16 protein-coding genes are annotated in these 16,599 nt (G+C 73.5%); 11 read left to right on the top strand and 5 right to left on the bottom strand.

Annotated elements, in window-relative coordinates; genetic code table 11:
- Window positions 1–1,192: 1,192 nt before the first annotated feature.
- Window positions 1,193–1,369, top strand: coding sequence for a hypothetical protein (locus tag ACYVO2_RS10485; RefSeq protein WP_461007393.1), 177 nt, complete (start codon window positions 1,193–1,195; stop codon window positions 1,367–1,369).
- Window positions 1,370–1,380: 11 nt separating this feature from the next.
- On the opposite strand, the gene ACYVO2_RS10480 is transcribed toward ACYVO2_RS10485, so the two are convergent.
- The 3 genes from ACYVO2_RS10480 to ACYVO2_RS10470 form a co-directional block, all read right to left on the bottom strand.
- Window positions 1,381–1,794, bottom strand: a complete 414-nt coding sequence (locus ACYVO2_RS10480) for a hypothetical protein (RefSeq protein WP_461007392.1) — start codon at window positions 1,792–1,794, stop codon at window positions 1,381–1,383.
- Window positions 1,795–2,444: 650 nt separating this feature from the next.
- Window positions 2,445–3,740 (bottom strand): MFS transporter, encoded by a 1,296-nt coding sequence (locus tag ACYVO2_RS10475; RefSeq protein WP_461007391.1) that lies wholly within the window; start codon window positions 3,738–3,740, stop codon window positions 2,445–2,447.
- Window positions 3,737–4,273, bottom strand: a complete 537-nt coding sequence (locus ACYVO2_RS10470; protein ID WP_461007390.1) for an ArsR/SmtB family transcription factor — start codon at window positions 4,271–4,273, stop codon at window positions 3,737–3,739. The genes ACYVO2_RS10475 and ACYVO2_RS10470 overlap by 4 nt, the downstream gene beginning before the upstream one ends.
- 393 nt (window positions 4,274–4,666) lie before the next feature.
- On the opposite strand from ACYVO2_RS10470, the gene ACYVO2_RS10465 reads away from it, so the two are divergent.
- The 8 genes from ACYVO2_RS10465 (at window position 4,667) to ACYVO2_RS10430 (ending at window position 12,354) form a co-directional block, all read left to right on the top strand.
- Window positions 4,667–5,257, top strand: coding sequence for an SMI1/KNR4 family protein (locus ACYVO2_RS10465; RefSeq protein WP_461007389.1), 591 nt, complete (start codon window positions 4,667–4,669; stop codon window positions 5,255–5,257).
- Between the two features lie 618 nt (window positions 5,258–5,875).
- Window positions 5,876–7,294, top strand: a complete 1,419-nt coding sequence (locus ACYVO2_RS10460; protein ID WP_461007388.1) for an MFS transporter — start codon at window positions 5,876–5,878, stop codon at window positions 7,292–7,294.
- 46 nt (window positions 7,295–7,340) lie between these two features.
- Window positions 7,341–8,549: a ferritin family protein gene (locus ACYVO2_RS10455; RefSeq protein WP_461007387.1), complete on the top strand. Its 1,209-nt coding sequence runs from the start codon at window positions 7,341–7,343 to the stop codon at window positions 8,547–8,549.
- An 11-nt stretch (window positions 8,550–8,560) separates the two neighbouring features.
- Entirely contained in the window at window positions 8,561–9,085 is a 525-nt protein-coding gene (locus tag ACYVO2_RS10450; protein WP_461007386.1) for a PaaI family thioesterase, read from the top strand.
- 7 nt (window positions 9,086–9,092) lie between these two features.
- Window positions 9,093–9,362 (top strand): acyl carrier protein, encoded by a 270-nt coding sequence (locus ACYVO2_RS10445; RefSeq protein ID WP_461007385.1) that lies wholly within the window; start codon window positions 9,093–9,095, stop codon window positions 9,360–9,362.
- The gene (locus ACYVO2_RS10440; protein ID WP_461007384.1) at window positions 9,359–11,056 is read left to right on the top strand and encodes an AMP-binding protein; all 1,698 of its coding nucleotides are present in this window, start codon (window positions 9,359–9,361) and stop codon (window positions 11,054–11,056) included. The genes ACYVO2_RS10445 and ACYVO2_RS10440 overlap by 4 nt, the downstream gene beginning before the upstream one ends.
- Window positions 11,057–11,060: 4 nt before the next feature.
- Window positions 11,061–11,657, top strand: coding sequence for a DUF6125 family protein (locus tag ACYVO2_RS10435; protein WP_461007383.1), 597 nt, complete (start codon window positions 11,061–11,063; stop codon window positions 11,655–11,657).
- 7 nt (window positions 11,658–11,664) lie between these two features.
- Window positions 11,665–12,354 (top strand): 4'-phosphopantetheinyl transferase family protein, encoded by a 690-nt coding sequence (locus tag ACYVO2_RS10430; RefSeq protein WP_461007382.1) that lies wholly within the window; start codon window positions 11,665–11,667, stop codon window positions 12,352–12,354.
- Window positions 12,355–12,438: 84 nt separating this feature from the next.
- On the opposite strand, the gene ACYVO2_RS10425 is transcribed toward ACYVO2_RS10430, so the two are convergent.
- Window positions 12,439–12,906: a hypothetical protein gene (locus tag ACYVO2_RS10425; RefSeq protein WP_461007381.1), complete on the bottom strand. Its 468-nt coding sequence runs from the start codon at window positions 12,904–12,906 to the stop codon at window positions 12,439–12,441.
- Between the two features lie 747 nt (window positions 12,907–13,653).
- Here ACYVO2_RS10425 and ACYVO2_RS10420 point away from each other — a divergent pair.
- Together ACYVO2_RS10420 and ACYVO2_RS10415 are read left to right on the top strand one after the other, a co-directional pair.
- Window positions 13,654–14,355 (top strand): GNAT family N-acetyltransferase, encoded by a 702-nt coding sequence (locus ACYVO2_RS10420; protein WP_461007380.1) that lies wholly within the window; start codon window positions 13,654–13,656, stop codon window positions 14,353–14,355.
- A gap of 228 nt (window positions 14,356–14,583) precedes the next feature.
- The gene (locus ACYVO2_RS10415) at window positions 14,584–15,018 is read left to right on the top strand and encodes an HIT family protein (RefSeq protein ID WP_461007379.1); all 435 of its coding nucleotides are present in this window, start codon (window positions 14,584–14,586) and stop codon (window positions 15,016–15,018) included.
- Between the two features lie 432 nt (window positions 15,019–15,450).
- On the opposite strand, the gene ACYVO2_RS10410 is transcribed toward ACYVO2_RS10415, so the two are convergent.
- Window positions 15,451–16,311, bottom strand: coding sequence for a GNAT family N-acetyltransferase (locus ACYVO2_RS10410; RefSeq protein WP_461007378.1), 861 nt, complete (start codon window positions 16,309–16,311; stop codon window positions 15,451–15,453).
- Between the last annotated feature and the right edge of the window lie 288 nt (window positions 16,312–16,599).

Genomic DNA, 16,599 nt, shown 5'->3' with positions numbered 1-16,599 from the left:
CTCACCGATCCGCGCGAGGGGGCGGACCGCGGCCCGGCCGCCGGCGGCCGCCGGGCCAGGGCGGAGCATGAGCCCCATGGACGGCCTGCTGCGTCTCGGCCGCACTCCCGAGGAACTGGACCCGCCCCGATGGGCGGCTCCGGCGGCCGGAGCGACTCACCTGCTCCGCGCACGGTGCACGGGTCGCGGCGCGTGCCGCTGGGCGCGCTCCGTCCGGCGGACCTGCGTACGCTCATCGCCCAGCGGGTGGCACTGCCGCACATCCAGGGGACCGCCCCCGCAGATCCCTCCGATGCCCGCCTGCCTGGACGCGCTCAGCGCCTCCCGCACCGCCTCCGGCTCCCACGCGGGCAAGGTGAGCAGGACCAGCCGGTCGGCGGTGGGAGGGCTCGGGCAGGGCGGGCGCCAGGGGCGTGGGGGGCCGGTGGGCCGGTGGTCGGTGACGGCGGGCGGCGGGCGGCGGGCGGCGCCAGCCGGTCCTCGCCGGTCGTTTCGGCGGCCTCGGCGGCGGAGGCGAGCATGGACAGCGCGCGCTCGTGAGTCCGACCACGCCCCTCCCCCGCCGCCGGAGCCTCGGCCCCTCCGGCCCGCGCCGGGGGGAAGTCCCGGCCGGGCAAGCGGCGCGGGCGGCGAGATGCACCACAATCGTCTGGGCCGACTCGTCGGCGGCACGGCAGCCGACGACGGGCCGGTGGTGGAGAGGCTGCTCACCCGCCAACAGGCCGCGCACGCCCGCGCCGTGCTGGACTACGCCGCCGTCCACGCCCCGTACCCGCGGGCCGAGATGCGCATCGCTGTGCTGGTGCTCACCCTGCGGGCCGCGCGCGACGGCACCGGGAACGTCGTCGGCGTCGCCATCACCGTCCCCACCCTCCCCTCCTGTCCGAGCAGCCCCGCCCGTTCGCCTTCGGCAAGACCACCCGAACCCGGCTGCTGGCCCAGCACACCGCGGCCCACACCGCCCCGACGGGCAACTCGGACGGCTCGAGGACGGTGGGCCGCACTTGGACCGGGCCGCGGCGTTCCGTCTCCTGCCACCCGAACGGCTTGCCGGGGCTCGCCGAGCTTCTCATCGGCGCAGACTGGCTCACTGAGGCCGGCACCTCCGAGGGGTGGCTGCGCGGTCGGCTCACCGAGCGCATTCAGCCGTTGGGCGGGCTGCTGTGAGCGAGCATCTCCGAATCGGCGGCAGATGGTCAGGTCCGCGTGGGCGTGGGCGTGGGCGTCGGTGAGGAGCGGGGCGGCCTGCCGGATCGCGCCGATCAGGCAACGGCTGCGCTCACCGAGCACTTTCTCCGAGTCCGCCATCGAGACGTTCCTCCCGGCCGACGCGGAGACGGTCGCCCACTTCGGTCGTTGCGGCCGCTGATGTCGTAGCCGTCAGCCTTCGGCGCGCAGCGCCATGTGCTGGAGGGCGGCGAACCCGGCGACGGTGAAGGCCTGTGCCGGGATCCACACACTCCCGGCCGTGCTGGCGTCGAACCAGGCGAACAGCGCGAGGAGGCTCACCACCGCCCAGGCGAGATTGCACTCGATCACTCCCTTCACGGCGAGGACCGGGGGCCTTCTCCGGGCCGCCACCGAGCCCACCCCGGCGCCGAACAGCACCAGGAACGCCCCGAGCCCGAGCAGCAGTCCGGAGTTGACCCCGAGCAGCCGCCCGAGAGGGCCGGACGCGGCGAGGTAGGCCACGCCGTTGGCGGTGGTGACCACGGCGTCGAGGGCCAGGAAGCGGCGCAGCAGAGTGACGGGCTCGTTGCTGCGCCCGAGGGAGGTGATGAAGGTCGCGGACATGGCTGATAGTCCTCCGGCGTTGGGGGCGGGCGCGCTGAAGTGCGCTGGTCGGGGCCCCGGTCCCGGCCGGGGTGCGCTGCTCGGGACCCGGCACCGCAACCATGCCGGGCGGCGCGGAACGGGTCGATTACCCCCGAGGTAAGTGCCACTGTGCCCGTCAGCGGGCACAGTGATCGCGCCACGCGGGGATCAAAGGTGAGGACCCGGTATCGGGCAGACCCAGCACCTCCCCGTGCGTTGGCGCCGCAGCCCGCCACACGCCCACCCACCGACCCGGTGGCGGCCGCCCGGCTGCGCCGGGTCCTCACCGCACGGAACGCCCAGCACCCGGTGGACCGCAGGCGTCTGACGCCTCGGTCCGGCGCAGGACAAGAGGCAGCCTGGGCAGCCGAACCTTCCGGGTCTCGCCGGACGCGGGCAATGCACAGTCGAAGGCCGACGTGTCAGGCTCCTGATCCAAGAGGTCATACAGACCCGGTGGGGGCGGTGATCGGAGCGCGGAAGGATCGGTGAGTCGCCGATCCCCGCACCATGTCCATCCCCTGTGACGGCGCCCTGGGTGGAGGACGCCGTCACAGGGCATTGGCGTGCAGCCGGGGAGCCGGTTGTCGCGAGGGTCGGGAGCGGCGTGTCCCGGTGCGGCGCAGGGGTCACAAAAAGTCGGGAGCACTCGCCTGGGCGGGGTCCTTGGGTGCCGGGTGATCTGGGACTCCGGCCGGGGTGGCGGCACGCAGCGCCGCTTCGACCCGGCGGTTGCTGGTCATGGATGCCGTGATGGCCGTCATCGCCAGCAGGAGGACGGCGGCGGCGTAGAGCGGGGTGCGGATGTCGTAGGTGGTGGCCAGCCAGCCGCCGAGGAAGGCCCCGATGGGGGCGGCGCACATGGCCAGCATGCGGGAGGTGGAGGCGACCCGGCCCATGAGGTGGGCGGGGACTATCGCCTGCCGGAGGGAGGGCCCGAGCACCATCGTGGCGCCCATGCCGGCCCCGCAGACGGCAAGCGCCAGCCCGGCCACGTACGGGTTCGGGGCAGCGGCCAGGCCCAGGATGGCCAGTCCTTCGACCGCGGCGGTGCAGGTGAGTGCGGTGCCGGTGCCGAGTCGTCGGCCGAGGTAGGAGGCGACGCCTGCCCCGAGCAGGCCGCCGGTGGCCTCCGCCGTGAGGAGCAGGCCGAAGCCGTAGGTGTCGATGCCGAGGCGGTCGTGCGCGAAGAGGGCGAGGACGGTCTCCACAGCGAGGAAGGCAACGTTCCCGACCGCCGGGCGGAGCGCGAGCCCGAGCAGCAACCGGTCCCGGAAGACGTACGAGGCCCCGGCCCGCGCCTGTTGAAGCAGCGAGTCACGGGCCTCCGGCGCGGGCCGGGGCATGGCGGGCAGCGTACGTACGAGCAGTGCGGAGAGGATGAACGACACCGCGTCGGCGAGCAGTGGAACCGCCCGGCCGAGCGCGAGCAGCGCGCTGCCCGCAGGCGGCCCCGCGAAGCCGGACATGGCGGTCTGGGCGCCGCGCAGGCGGGAGTTGGCGCGCTCCAGGAGTGCGGGGTCGCGGCGGAGCAGATCCGGCAGATAGGCCGTGGCGGCCGTGTCGAAGAAGAGTCCGCCGAGGCCGAGCAGGAAGGCGACGGCCGCGAGCAGCGGAATGCTCAGCACGTCGAGCACGGCCGCCGCCGCCGGTATCGCGAGCAGCACCGCACGCGCCGTGTCCGCGACCCACATCGTGCGCCGCCGGTCCCAGCGGTCCACCAGCGCACCGCCGAGCACCCCGAAGAGCAGCCACGGCAGCGTCCCGGCGGCCGTGACGAAGGCGAGCGCCATCGGGTCCCGTGTCAACGTCAACGCGAGCAGCGGCAGCGCGGCATGCGACACCCCGTCACCGAGCGAGGACACCGTCTGCGCAGTCCACAACCGTCCGAACCCGGTCGGCAACTTCCCTGCGTCCGAGGTCACTTGGTGCCCCTCTCGGCCTGTTCGCGCGGTGCCGGGTGGAACAGTGCGAAGACCAGTGATACGTCCGGCAGCGACGAATCGGACAGCTCCCGGTACTCGTCCGCCAGTGCTTGCAGTCGCGCCCCCAGCTCCGCGAACTGCTCGTCGGTGAGCCGCAGATGCGCCATCCGCACGTGCCGCTCGTCCACCGGCGACGCCTCCAGGTCCGCCACCGCATGGCGCATCAGCACATCGGGCCCTCCCTCTCCCGGATCCGGCAGCGCGATCGCCCGCGCGGCCATCGCGTAGTACCGCTCGGTGACACCCCGCACCTTCCGCGTCCGTACCACCTTCACCAGGCCGGCCCGCTCCAGCAGCCGTACGTGATAGCTGGAACTCCCCTTCGCAAGGCCCACCCGCTCGGCGATCTGCGTGATCGTCGCCGGCTCGAAGCGGAGCGCGGCCATGATCCGGTGGCGCGTGAGATTGGAGACGGCGCGCATCTGCTCGTCAGTGGTGACGTGAAACGTCTCGGGAAGATCGTCGGTAGGCATGCGGGCAATGGTCAACGATCCTTGACCATTGAGCAAGGGGTTTATGCGCGGCCCTCCGGGAGCTGCTGTCCGGCGTGCGAGACGTTCCGCCGAAGCCCTCGCAGCGCTCCCGATCCGGGGGCTGTTGAATCGCCAGGCCCGGCAGAGCAGGGATCGGCGGCACGGTGACGGACTCCCCCGCCTTGGCCGCCTGCCAGGGCCGCCAGGGCCGCCAGGGAAAGAACGAGTACCTGACCGGTGCCGCGGGAGGCCTCGTGTTCGTGGTGGACGCGCGTGTCCGGGGCGGTGTGCGGTCGGCCGGGTTGGCTCGGCGGTGGCGAGGACGCCGCGTCTGCTGGGTGATCGCGCCGTCCCGGCGGCCGTGGCCCTTCGTGGAGCCCGGATAATGTCCGCGTGCCCGACAGCGTCATCGCCCCCGTCCCCGAGTCCTGGGCCCGCATCGACGGCTGGCTCGCCGCCAACGCCCCGGCCACTTTGGCCGGGCTGCGCCCGCCGGCGGATCCCGTCTCGCTCGCCGCCGCCGAACGTGAGCTGGGCATGCCGCTGCCCGCCGACCTGGCGGCCTCGCTGGCCTGCCACGACGGTGCCGAGCCGGAGTGCGGGCTGCTGCCGCATCTGATGCGTCTGCTGCCGGTCGGGATGGTGGTGGAGCAGTGGGAGCTGTGGAACGAGGTCACGGACGAGCTCCACGACGGCGAGGAGCCGTGGGGGGTGGAGTGCGGGGAGGTGCACTGGGACCGCCTGTGGGTCCCGGTCACGTTCTTCCAGGGGGACCTGGACGTGATCGACATGCGCCCAGGTCCCGGGCAAGGGCGCGTGGGGTTCGTTCCGCACGACGGTCCCGGTTCGTTCGACGGCGCCTGGCCGTCGTTCGGCGCCTACCTGGCGGCGGTCGCGGACGCCCTGACGACCGGCCGCATGCCGGACCCGGCCCCGTTCGACGAGCCCCGGGTCACCCCCGACGGCCGACTGACCTGGGGCTGACCCGGGGCCGGGTCGCCCTTGGGGCAGGCGGGCTCTCTGCACCACGCGGTGGGTCCTCGTGTCCCACCGTCACGCCCGGATGACCGCGTGCGGCGGCGGCTGCTGATCGAACGTGTGCGATCCGGTCGGCCGGTGGCACACGTAGCCGTCGATATTCAGCCGCATCCCATCAAGCGCGGGTGCCGCCGCCGACCGGATGCGCGCCGCGCGTCCGCGGGCCGCTGACGGGCGGTCACGCGCGGCGCGGCCCACCGGCCCCGGCCCACCGGCCCGGGATCTCCACGGTCCGCACCGATCGCACACCCGCGTGCGAACCACCCGACCCTCCGGTATGCGAAACATTCCCGCAACACGGTCGCGGAGTTTCCCGGAGCTGCGGACAACCGCCTTTCCCGAATGATCCATCCCGGGAAAGACGGCCCTTATTTCCGGGCCGCTGGACGGAATTCTTTATTCTGTACGCCGACGGACGACCCGCTGAAAAGTCAGCGTTTTTGCAGGTCAGACCTGCTACGCAGGGGGTCGGGCGCGGAATCCGCGCCTCCGATTCGATGCCCGGAATCGCAGTCCGAAAAACACGCCTTGTTTCTCCACCGGTGCGGCCAGTAGCGTTGCCGCATGCTGGCTCCGGGTCAGGCCCGTCTGGTCCTTGTCATTCTCTCGCTCGCCGCGTTCATGGCCGGTCTCGATCTCTTCATCGTCAACGTGGCCTTTGCCGAAATCGGCCGCGATCTCGACGGAGTGTCCCTGTCGGACCTCTCCTGGGTGCTCAACGGGTACGCGATCGTCTTCGCGGCCCTGCTGGTGCCGTTGAGCAGGCTCGCCGACCGGTTCGGCCGCAAGGGCGTCTTCCTGGCCGGAGTCGCGCTGTTCACCGCCGCCTCCGCGGCCTGCGCCCTGGCCACGTCGCTGTGGGCGCTCGTCCTGTTCCGGGTGCTCCAGGCCGCGGGCGCCGCGGCGCTCACCCCGGCCAGCCTCGGCCTGCTGCTGTCCGCGTTCCCGCCCGAGCGGCGCGTGGGCGCGGTGCGGGTGTGGTCGGCGTCGGGCGCGGTGGCCGCGGCGGCGGGGCCGGTGCTCGGCGGGCTGCTGGTGGAGGTGTCCTGGCGCTGGGTGTTCCTGGTGAACCTGCCGGTGGGGCTCGTCGCGCTGGCGGTCGCCGCCCGGTGCGTGCCCGACTCGCGGGACGAGTCCGCCACCCGCCTGCCCGACCTGCCCGGGGCGGCCCTGCTGACGGCGGCGATCGGCCTGCTCGCGCTGGGCCTGGTGCGGATCAACGACTGGCCGGCGGCCCGCACCGCCGCGGTGCTCGCCGCCGCCGTGGCCGGGGGCGGCGCCTTCTGGTGGCGCTCGCTGCGCCACCGCGCCCCCGTCATCGAGCCGGCGCTGCTGCGGGTGCGCACGTTCGCCTGGTCCAACGCGGCGGCGCTGCTGTTCAGCGCGGCGTTCGCGGCCAACCTGCTGGCCGCGGTGCTGTGGGTGCAGGACGTGTGGGGGTACTCGGCGCTGCGCACCGGCCTGGCGATCGCGCCGGGGCCGCTGATGGTGCCGCTCGCGGCCGGGGCGGCGATGCGGCTGGCCGTCCGGGTCCCGGTCGGCCGCACGGCGGCGTTCGGCTGCCTGCTTTGCGCCGGGGGCGTCGCCTGGATGGCGCTGGCCCTCGGACGCACCCCCCACTACGCCTCCGCCCTGCTGCCCGGATGGGTGGTGGGCGGTGCCGGTGTGGGCCTGGCCCTGCCGGCCATCCTGTCCACGGCCACCGCGGACCTGCCGCAGGAGCGCTTCGCCACCGGCAGCGCGGTGGTCAACATGAGCCGGCAGATCGGCAGCGTGCTCGGCATCAGCCTGATGGTGGCGCTGATGGGCACGCCGCTCGGCTACGACGCGACGCACACCGCGTTCGTCCGCATCTGGACCGCCGTCGGGCTGCTCATGGCGGTCAGCGCCGCGGCCTGCGTGGGCATGAGCCCGCGGCCTGCCGCCGCCGCGCCGCCCGCGCGACGCCCGGACACGAAAGCCGGGGGCACCGCACGCCGGTGACCTCCGGACCTGGGGAAACCACACATCGGGGATGAGGAACCACCACATGAGCAACGCGCGGATCGCACTCGTCGACTGCCTGCCGGGGGCACCCCTGGCCGACAGCGTCACCCTGTCCCGCTTCGGGACCGTCGGCCTCGACCGGATGCGGTCCGACGCCTTCCAGCGGTATCTGCACGAGCAGCACACCGGCGGCGCGGAGGTCGCGGTGGTGTTCGCCGGCGGCGCCGCGGGGTCCGCGGTGCCCGAGGCGGTGCGCGGGCTGCGCGACCGGCCGGAGTTCGCCAAGACCCGGGTGTACTCGGTCGGGCCGAACGCCGGCGGTCTGGTGCCGGGCTGGACCGAGACCTACGACGTCGAGGACATCCTCGCCCCCGCGGCGCTGGAGGGCGACGCCCTGGCGGGGACGGTGGAGCTCGGCCTGCGCGCCTACCACTCGCTGGCCCAGGACGAGCTGTACACCGACTTCTACCTGGACATGACGTACAACAAGATCTTCGACTGGTTCGAGACCACGCGGTGGGACTGGAAGGAGGTCAACCTCGAGCAGCTCGACCCGCAACTGCTCAGCGAGGAGGAGGTGGACTTCCTCACCGAGGCGGCGATCATCGAGTTCGGCACCCTGCCCGGCGCGCACAACTTCCTGCGGGAGTGGGAGGGCGAGACCAGCTTCTCGTCCTGGGCGCTGATGTGGGGCGCCGAGGAGGCGCGGCACTCCCTGGTGCAGGCCCGCTACCTGGACCGCATCGGAGTGAAGGTGCGCTCCAAGCACGCCCTGTACAAGCGGGAGCCGTACCCGATGGGCAGCAGCAGGCCCGGCACGCTCATGATGAACATCATCTCCGAGTGCCGCGCCGCCGAGCTGTACCGGTGCCTGGCCGCGGAGGCCACGGAGCCGGTGATCAAGCGGATCTGGAAGCTGCTCAGCCGCGACGAGTCCCGGCACGCGCGGGCGTTCTTCGTCTTCAGCCAGGAGCTGTGCGACGCCAGCCGGGAGAGCCGGATCGACGCCATGAAGATGGCCTACGTCTGGCTCGCCGACCGCAGCCAGGGCGTGAAGCACCCGGCGGGCCACTTCTACCCGCACTCCACCTCCACCAAGGGCATCCGCCGGATCGAGACCATCCAGGCCGGGGCCGTGGACACCGCCGACAGCAAGGTGCTGGCCATGGTGCGCCGGCTGGCCGAGGACGACTCGATCGAGACCGCCCGCGACATCAAGCGCAAGCTCCGCTCGCTCGTGCAGACGGCCTGAGGGGGCCGTCCGTGCCCGAGTCCGAGAGCACCGAGACCGAGACGAACTGCTTCGGCTGCGCGCCGCGGAACCCCATCGGGCTGCGGCTGACCTTCGAACGGTACGAGGACGGCTTCGCCACCCGGTTCCGGCTCGGTGAGAACTACGAGTCGTTCCCCGGCGTGATCCACGGCGGGATCGTCGCCTCGATCCTGGACGAGGTCCTGGCCCAGACGGTGTACCGCCTGGGCCGGGTCTCGGCCTTCACCACGGGCCTGCGGGTCCGCTACGGACGGCCGATGGAGACCGGCGCCGAGTACGTCGCCCACGCGCGGATCACCGCGCGGGACGGCGCGTCGGTGCGCGCCTCCGGCCGTATCGAGCTGCCCGGCGGCGGGCTGGTCGCCGCCGCGGACGGCACCTTCCACCGGCTCACCGAGGGCGCGCTCGGCCAGTACGGCGAGCGCCTGCCGGCCGGCCTGGTGCGGGCGCTGCGCGCCGCCAACGGGCCGGAGGGAGCGCAGGAGACGACACCGGCGCAGACAACAGGGGGATGAAGCAGACATGGAAACCGGCCACACCGAGGCGGACGTCCAGCGGCGGGTCCGCGCGATCATCGGCGGGCAGCTCACGGTGCCCGAGGAGGAGCTCGGCCCCGACCGGCAACTGCGGTCGCTGCCCAACGTGGACTCCATGCGGGTGCTCCAGATCATCCTGGAGGTGGAGAGCGCCTTCGGCATCGAGGTGGACGACGACGTCACCTTCCGGATCGAGACCGTCGGCCAGTTCGAGGAGCTGGTGGTGCGGCTGTGCCGGGAGCGGGCCTCGGCATGAGCCTGACCGCCGCGCTCAGGGCCGTGGCCGACCGCGGGAGCGGGCACGGCATCCGGCTGTTCAACGGCGGGCGCGAGGCGGCCCGCACCGGCTTCGGCGAGCTGTACCACGACGCCGGGCGGATCGCCTGCGGGCTGCGGGAGCGCGGGGTGGCGCCCGGGGAGCGGGTGGCGCTCGCGCTGCCCACGTCCCTGGACTTCCCCCGCGCCCTGTTCGGCGTGCTGGCCGCGGGCGCGGTGCCGGTCCCGGTGCCGCCCCCGTTCCGCTTCGCTTCGCTGGACATCCACATCCACCGCATCGGTGTGGCGATGCGCAGGTCCGGCGTCACCCGGGTGGTCTCCGACGCGGCGCTTGGCGCGCTGCTCGGCCCCGCGCTCGGCGAGGCCGCGGGCGGCGGCTTCACCGTCCTGGACGTCGCGGGACTGGCCGCCCCGTCGCCCCTGTACGAGGACGTCGCCGAGGGCCACCCGGCGCTGGTGCAGTACACGTCGGGCACCAGCGAGGACCCCAAAGGCGTGGTGCTCAGCCACGGCAACCTGCTGGCGAACACCTCGGCGATCAGCCGGGCCCTGGGCCTGACCCGCGACGACACCTGTGTGAGCTGGCTGCCGCTGTTCCACGACATGGGCCTGATCGGCACGCTGCTCACCGCCGCCCTGCACGACGTGGACACCTGCCTGATGCCGCCGGAGGACTTCCTGCGCGACCCGGGCCGGTGGCTGCGGCTGCTCAGCGGACGCAGCGGCGCGATGACCGCCGCGCCCAACTCCGGCTATCTGCACGCCCTGCGCAGGACGCCCCCGGAGGCGGTGCGGGAGCTGGACCTGTCCGGCTGGCGCCTGGCGCTGAACGGGGCGGAGGCCGTGGACGCCGAGCTGATGCGGCGCTTCACCGCGCACTTCGCCCCGGCCGGTCTCCGCGGGTCGGTTTTCCTGCCGGTGTACGGGCTGGCCGAGGGCTCGCTCGCGGTCGCGTTCGCGCCCGCGGGGCGGCCGGTGCGCAGCATGTGGGTCCGCCGCGACCTGCTCGGCGACGGCGTCGTCGGCTTCACCCGGGAGGGCGCGGAGCAGGCGCGGGAGGTCGTGTCCGTGGGGCGGCCCGTCGCCGGCACCGAGGTGCGCCTGGTGGCCGAGGACGGCACGGTGCCGGACGCCGAGGGCGCCGTCGGCGAGATCGAGATCCGCGGGGCGTCGGTGATGCGCGGCTACGAGGCGGACGAGGCGGCCACGGCCCGGACCGTGCGCGACGGCGGCTGGCTGGCCACCGGCGACCTGGGTTTCCGGCACGACGGCGAGCTGTATGTGACCGGCCGCAGGAAGGAGATGGTCATCGTCTTCGGCCAGAACCACTACGCCAGCGACATCGAGGCGGTCGCCGGCCGCCTGCCCGGAATGGCCCCGCACTCGGTGCTCGCGGGCGGGGTGCGCTTCCCGGAGGGCGAGGGCCTGGTGCTGCTGGTGGAGACCAGGGAGCACGACCCCGCGGCCAGGTCGGAGCTGGTGGCCCGGGTCAGGTTGGCCGTCTCGGGAGCGCTCGGGGTGACGCCGCGCGACGTGGTCCTCGTCCGCAGGGGCTTGCTTCCCCGCACCTCCAGCGGGAAGCTGCGGCGGCACGGTGTCGAGGCCCTGTACCGGGAGCACAGCGCGCCCCGGCAGGACAGCGCCACCACCGTCGGGCGGACCACCGGGGAGTGACAGCATGAGCCAGGACAGCAGGGACGGCCAGGACGGCCAGGACGGCCAGGAGGGCCGGGAGGGCCGGGAGGGCCGGGAGGGCCGGGACGCCGCCGCCGGCGACCTGACCGCCGTGCAACGGGAGGAGTTACTGCGCAGGTCGTGGATGGCCACGGACGGCCTGTGGTTCTACCAGACCGCCACCAGCAGCGGGATCGACGGGGCGAACGCGGCCAACATCCAGGTCGTCCGCGAGTTCGGGCGGCAGGAGATGCGCCGGCTGATGCGCGCCCTCGAGGTGGAGAAGGTGGACAGCGCCGAGGAGTACCACCGGCTGTTCCGCGCGGCGGTCGACCTCTACCTCGGCTCCCTGCTGGAGGCCGAGGAAACGCTCGCGGACGGGGTGCACGAGATCCGGGTCACCACCTGCTTCGCGTACAAGGGCGTGCGGAAGGCCGGGATCGACAAGCTGTACCACTGCGGTCCCGGGGAGCGGCTGCTGGGCTGGTTGGACGCCATGGGGCTGCCCGCGGCGATCGAACCGGGGGTGGACCTGTGCCAGATGGCGCACACCGGCGGCTGCGCCTACCGGGTCAAGGTCGGGCTGCCCCAGCGGGGGTGAGGTCCGGGTGCTGGACGGCCTGATGCCCCGCCGCGCCCGCGCCGTTGTCGCCGAGGCGTTCGGGGACGCGCCGCGGGCGCGGCTGCACCCGGCCGAAGAGGCGGCGGTGGCCGGGGCGGCCCCGTCCAGGCGGCGCGAGTTCGCGCAGGCGCGCGGCTGCGCCCGCCGGGCACTCGCGGCGCTGGGCGCGCCCCCGGAGCCGGTGGCGCGCGGCGAGCACGGCGCCCCGCGGTGGCCGCCCGGGGTGGTGGGCAGCCTCACCCACTGCCCCGGGTACCGGGCGTGCGCGGTCGCCCGGAGCGCGGACGTGGCGGCGCTCGGCATCGACGCCGAGCCCGCGCTGCCGCTCCCCCGCCGGGTGCTCGGCGCGATCGCGTCGGACGCGGAGCGGGCGCAGCTCGCCGACCTCGCGCGGGAGCGGCCCGGCCCGGCCTGGGACCGGCTGCTGTTCTGCGCCAAGGAGGCAGTGTTCAAGGCGTGGTTCCCGCTGACCGGGCGGTGGCTCGGGTTCCGCGACGCCCATGTGGAGTTCACCGCGGCGCCGGGCGGCCCGCCCGCCGGCAGCGTCACTGGCGACTTCGCCGCCCGTCTGCTCGTCCCCGCTCCCGCGGTGCCCGGCGGTGCGCTGACGGACTTCCACGGCCGGTGGCGCGTCGGCTCGGGGCTCGCCGTCACCGCGGTGGTACGGCTGCTCTGACGGCCCCGCCCCCGAGCTGGGTGATCCGGGTTCCGGGGCGTGCCAGAAGGCGTCAGAACGTGGCACAACGTGTCAGAAGACGTGTCAGAAGACGAACGGTCCCGGGCTTTGCGGTGAGATGGCCTTGCACTGCACGGTGAACGTCCCGTACGTGCTCGTGATCGACGTGAACCGCAGCGCCTCACCCGGGGTGACGGTGCCCGTCAACGGGCCGGAGTCGTAGGGCTGGCCGAGCAGCGTCCAGGCCGGGTTGGCCTTCCCGCTGAAGGTGACCTCCTCACCGCTCGCGTCGGACAGCGTCAGCGTCGTCCGGAGCGAGTCGGCCGGGATGGAGTGGTGTGCCCAGACCACGGGTGTGGAGAACGTGACGGTCGCCGCCCCGCCGTTCTGCTGGGCCTGGAGCGTGGCCTTGCCCGTCCCCCAGCCCCCGCAGTCCACCTGGACGGTTGCGGTGGTGGGAGCGACGGCCGAGGCCGGGGGCGCCATGACCAGGGCGCCCATCGCCACCGCTGCCGCGCCTGCCGTGCCGCTTACAAGGGTGCTGATTCTCATACAGCTACCTTCCTGTGGTGGCTTGCGGCCTGCCGCGTCGCACTCGGTCTGCGCACCCCCGCGGGGGCGCGGGCGGGCCCCATCGGGTCCGGCGGCGCGGCGCAAGGGAGATGCCGCGGGTGGGGGCACTGGCCGGGGCCGGCTCGTGTCGGGCGATCCCGGTTCGGCTCGCCCGTACGGACGGCCCTGGACGGGCCGGTCGGCAGACCAACGACTAGTAGTTGACGTTTGAAGTATATGGAGGGGGCGAGGGCCTCCAGGGGCTACTTCACGCCAACTTGATCCGGGTTCGGCCGGACGCGCGGCCTGCTGGTCCCCACCGGGCCGCGCGTCCGGCCGACGGCGGAGACGCGCACGCCGGACGTGCTGCCCGCGCCGGGGCGGCGAGACAGCTCCGGCGGCGAGCGCGAGGGCGGCCAGCCCGCCGAAGCCGCGCCTGGACAGGGGAGGGTCGGCCGCCACCGTCCACCCCGGGGGCTTGTGCCGCGTGGCCCGCCGACGCTTCCACCGTGGACGGGGCGGCTCGTGTCGGCGCCGGGCGGTGTGCGGTCGGGGGGGAGGCGGGAGCAGGGGGGTGGGGACCGGTCGGGCCGTGCTTGTCTATGATCACCACCCGTACCCGGCCGCGCCGGGGATGTTCGGGGCGGCTCGCGCTCGCCGCGCCTGCCGACCGAAGTCGTCCCGGCGCCGAGTGGCACCGTCCGGGCGACCGGCTTCCGCGCACGGCAGGAGAGGGACGACACCAGCATGGACCGCGACGCCCTCGCGCTCGACGACCCGGTGGGGGCGTCGCTCCGCCACCACCACGCGCACCTCGCCCGCCGGCTCGGCGAAGCCGCGACCTACCTGCCGGGAGTGGCGACCTTCTCCGCGGTGTCCGCCGACGCGGACAAGGCGGGGTGGGCCGATCTCGCCCAGTTGCTGGGGCCACGGGAGTTCGCGGACATGTTCAGCTCTCCGGCCCTCCCGCCGGCGGACTGGGAGCCGGTGTTCGTCCTCGAAGGCCGCCAGATGGTCTGGTCCGGCGGCGACCGCGCCGACCGGCCCCGTGCCGCGACCGGCGCCGACGTGGTGGAACTGGGCGAGGACGACGTGCCCGAGATGCTGGACCTCGCCGCCCGGACGCGACCGGGGCCGTTCTGGCCGCGCACCCACGAACTCGGCACCTATCTCGGCATCCGCGACAACGGCACGCTGGTGGCGATGGCGGGCGAGCGGCTCCGGCCCCCGGGGTGGTGCGAGATCAGCGCCGTCTGCACCGCTCCCGAGGCACGGGGACGAGGCCACGCCGCGCGCCTGGTCGGCGCGCTCGCCGCCCGCATCACCGCTCGCCGGGAGCGTCCGTTCCTGCATGTGGCCGAGGCGAACACCGGCGCGATCGCGCTCTATGAGCGGCTCGGCTTCCGGACCCGCAAGCACGTGACCTTCCGGGGGTTCCGCACGCCGTGACGGCTGCCGGGGCACGGCTCCACGTCGTCGGCTCGCCCGCCGCAGCGCCCACGGGGTCCGGCCGAGCGGAGGGGGAAGCCGTCGTCTCGCCGGCGCACTGCGCGCCGGTTTTGACACGACAGCCCCGGCGAACGCCGCCCGGGAGCGCGCCGGGTTCCGGAGATGGCTCTCAAGGTGGCAACGGGCAACTCCTACCGTCGTGCCCGCCACGCCGGGATCGTGATGGGCATGCAGATCACACACCTGGACGGGCACGACCCCGTCACCGATGGCCCGTACGACGCGGAGCCCTGCGTCTTCTGCGCTGTCGCCGCCGGGGAGGCCCCGGCCGTCCTCGTCCGTGAGTGGCCCGACGCCCTCGCGATCCGCCCGCGCAGCGGCGGCGTGAACGGCGGGCACGTTCTCGTCCTGCCCCGCGTCCACGTCGAGAACGCCGGCACCGACCCGGAGGTGACCGCCATGGTGATGCGCCGGGCCGCCGAGCTGATGGCCGAGCACCCCGCCGCCAACATCATCACCAGCAAGGGGGAGGCGGCGACCCAGAGCGTCTTCCACCTCCACGTCCACGTCGTGCCCCGGCAGGAGGGCGACGACCTGCCCCTGCCCTGGACCCCGCGGCACACCGCCCGCGCCGCCGCCCCTCAGGACGAAGCCGCCTCGTAAGCACCACCGACACAGGCGCCGACGCACCATCGCGGTCGCCGCGCGGCATCCCCGACCGGCCGCCGCACTCCCCTGTGGGGGGAGCCGGCCAGGTCCGGGTACTCGCGGTGGACGGTGCAGGGGATGTCCTGCTCGCGCTGGCCGTCGGCCGGCGCGTTGGGGCCTGGCTGTCTGCGCGATCAGCGCCCACTCCGGCGCAGGTCGCCTCGAACGGTGGCCGGATGCCTGCATCCGTCGCCGGATCCGACGCGGCTTCCGTGACTGCCGCGACCCGCGCTTCCCCGGGCAGAACACCGCGTTCGCCGTCATCGACGACGGAAGTGGATCAGCACTTTCCCGGCGGTAGCGCCGGCCCCCATCGCCAGACCACCACGGCCAGGATCATCCGGCCCGGCTGCCATGCACGGCCGGAGTTGAAAACGAAACACCCACTCAGGAGTTCTGCATCTGCTTCACGAGTACGGCGCGGGTATAGAGCAGGTGGAATCCCTGACGTTGCACATTCTCTTGGGATTTCGAGCCCGGCTGTGTGGTGACGACGGCGATGTCGCATCCCATCGCTGCGGCATCGGCAAGCCGGGCCGCCAGGAGGGCTGTCTGAATGCCCCGGCGTCGGTGGGCCGGCGCGGTGGCCGCTCCTGTCAACTGGGCGATGCCGTCGGTCATGCGAACGCTGGCTCCCCCCACTACCGCACCGTCGCACACCGCGCTGTACCGCCTCATCCCGGCGGCACTGACCAGATCACGGACCGCAGCGGCGATCACCTCTCGTGGGAACTCCTCATGGGCGGGGACGCCTTGGGTGTCCGGGTGCGCGAAGCCGTCCGCGATGGCCTCGATCCAGTGCTCGAACTCCTCTTCGCCGCTGGGGCGGATCTCGATCCCCGCTGGTTCGAAGCGCTCATGCTCCGCGGACAAGGGGAAGCCGAGCACGTTCTCGTAGGACGTGAGCCGGTAGCCCCGCTCCGTCAGCAGCGCGCCGACCGCCGGATCGGCCAAGTGGGCCAACTCCACCTGCACAGGCGCTCCCCGGTCGGCGAAGGCGCGCTCGATCTCGTCGAGCAGGCCGTCGTCCGGTACGCCGGCGAATCCGAGTCCGGCGACCTTGTTGAGCGGCGAGTCGTCCTCGGCGAAGGACGCCACGCCGCCCATGACCGATTTCAGGAAACCCTTACCGTCTCCATGACGACGATGTGCGGCCGCACTCCCATTCGTGATGAGTTGCACTTCCGCCCGCTCGATCCGCTCAGCCAGTTCGACGTCGCAGAAAAGGGGCCGCCCAGTCGTGTCCACCGCGGCAGAGTACATGGAGAAGGATTCGAGCACATCGATTTTCCGGCGGCCTGGAAGGCAGGCGTCGGCACCCCGGGGCGCCTCCAGGCCGCTGGACGGCGGCGCAGCGCCGGCGGGGCGCCAGGCCCGGCGGGACAAGTCCGCCCGCCCCGCACGAGCCCCGGGCAAGGGGTTCGCCGCTCGACGCGGCGGAGCAAGGGCGGGCTGCCTCCTCGGCACCGGTAGCGTGCGCCGTATGACTGATGATCGAATGATGAACGGTTTTCGGGGCCACTGCCATGGGCGAGG

It is taken from the genome of Streptomyces capparidis, assembly GCF_054782095.1.
Note: the sequence above shows the minus strand (reverse complement) of the source record. Positions and strands in the feature narration are given on the sequence as shown.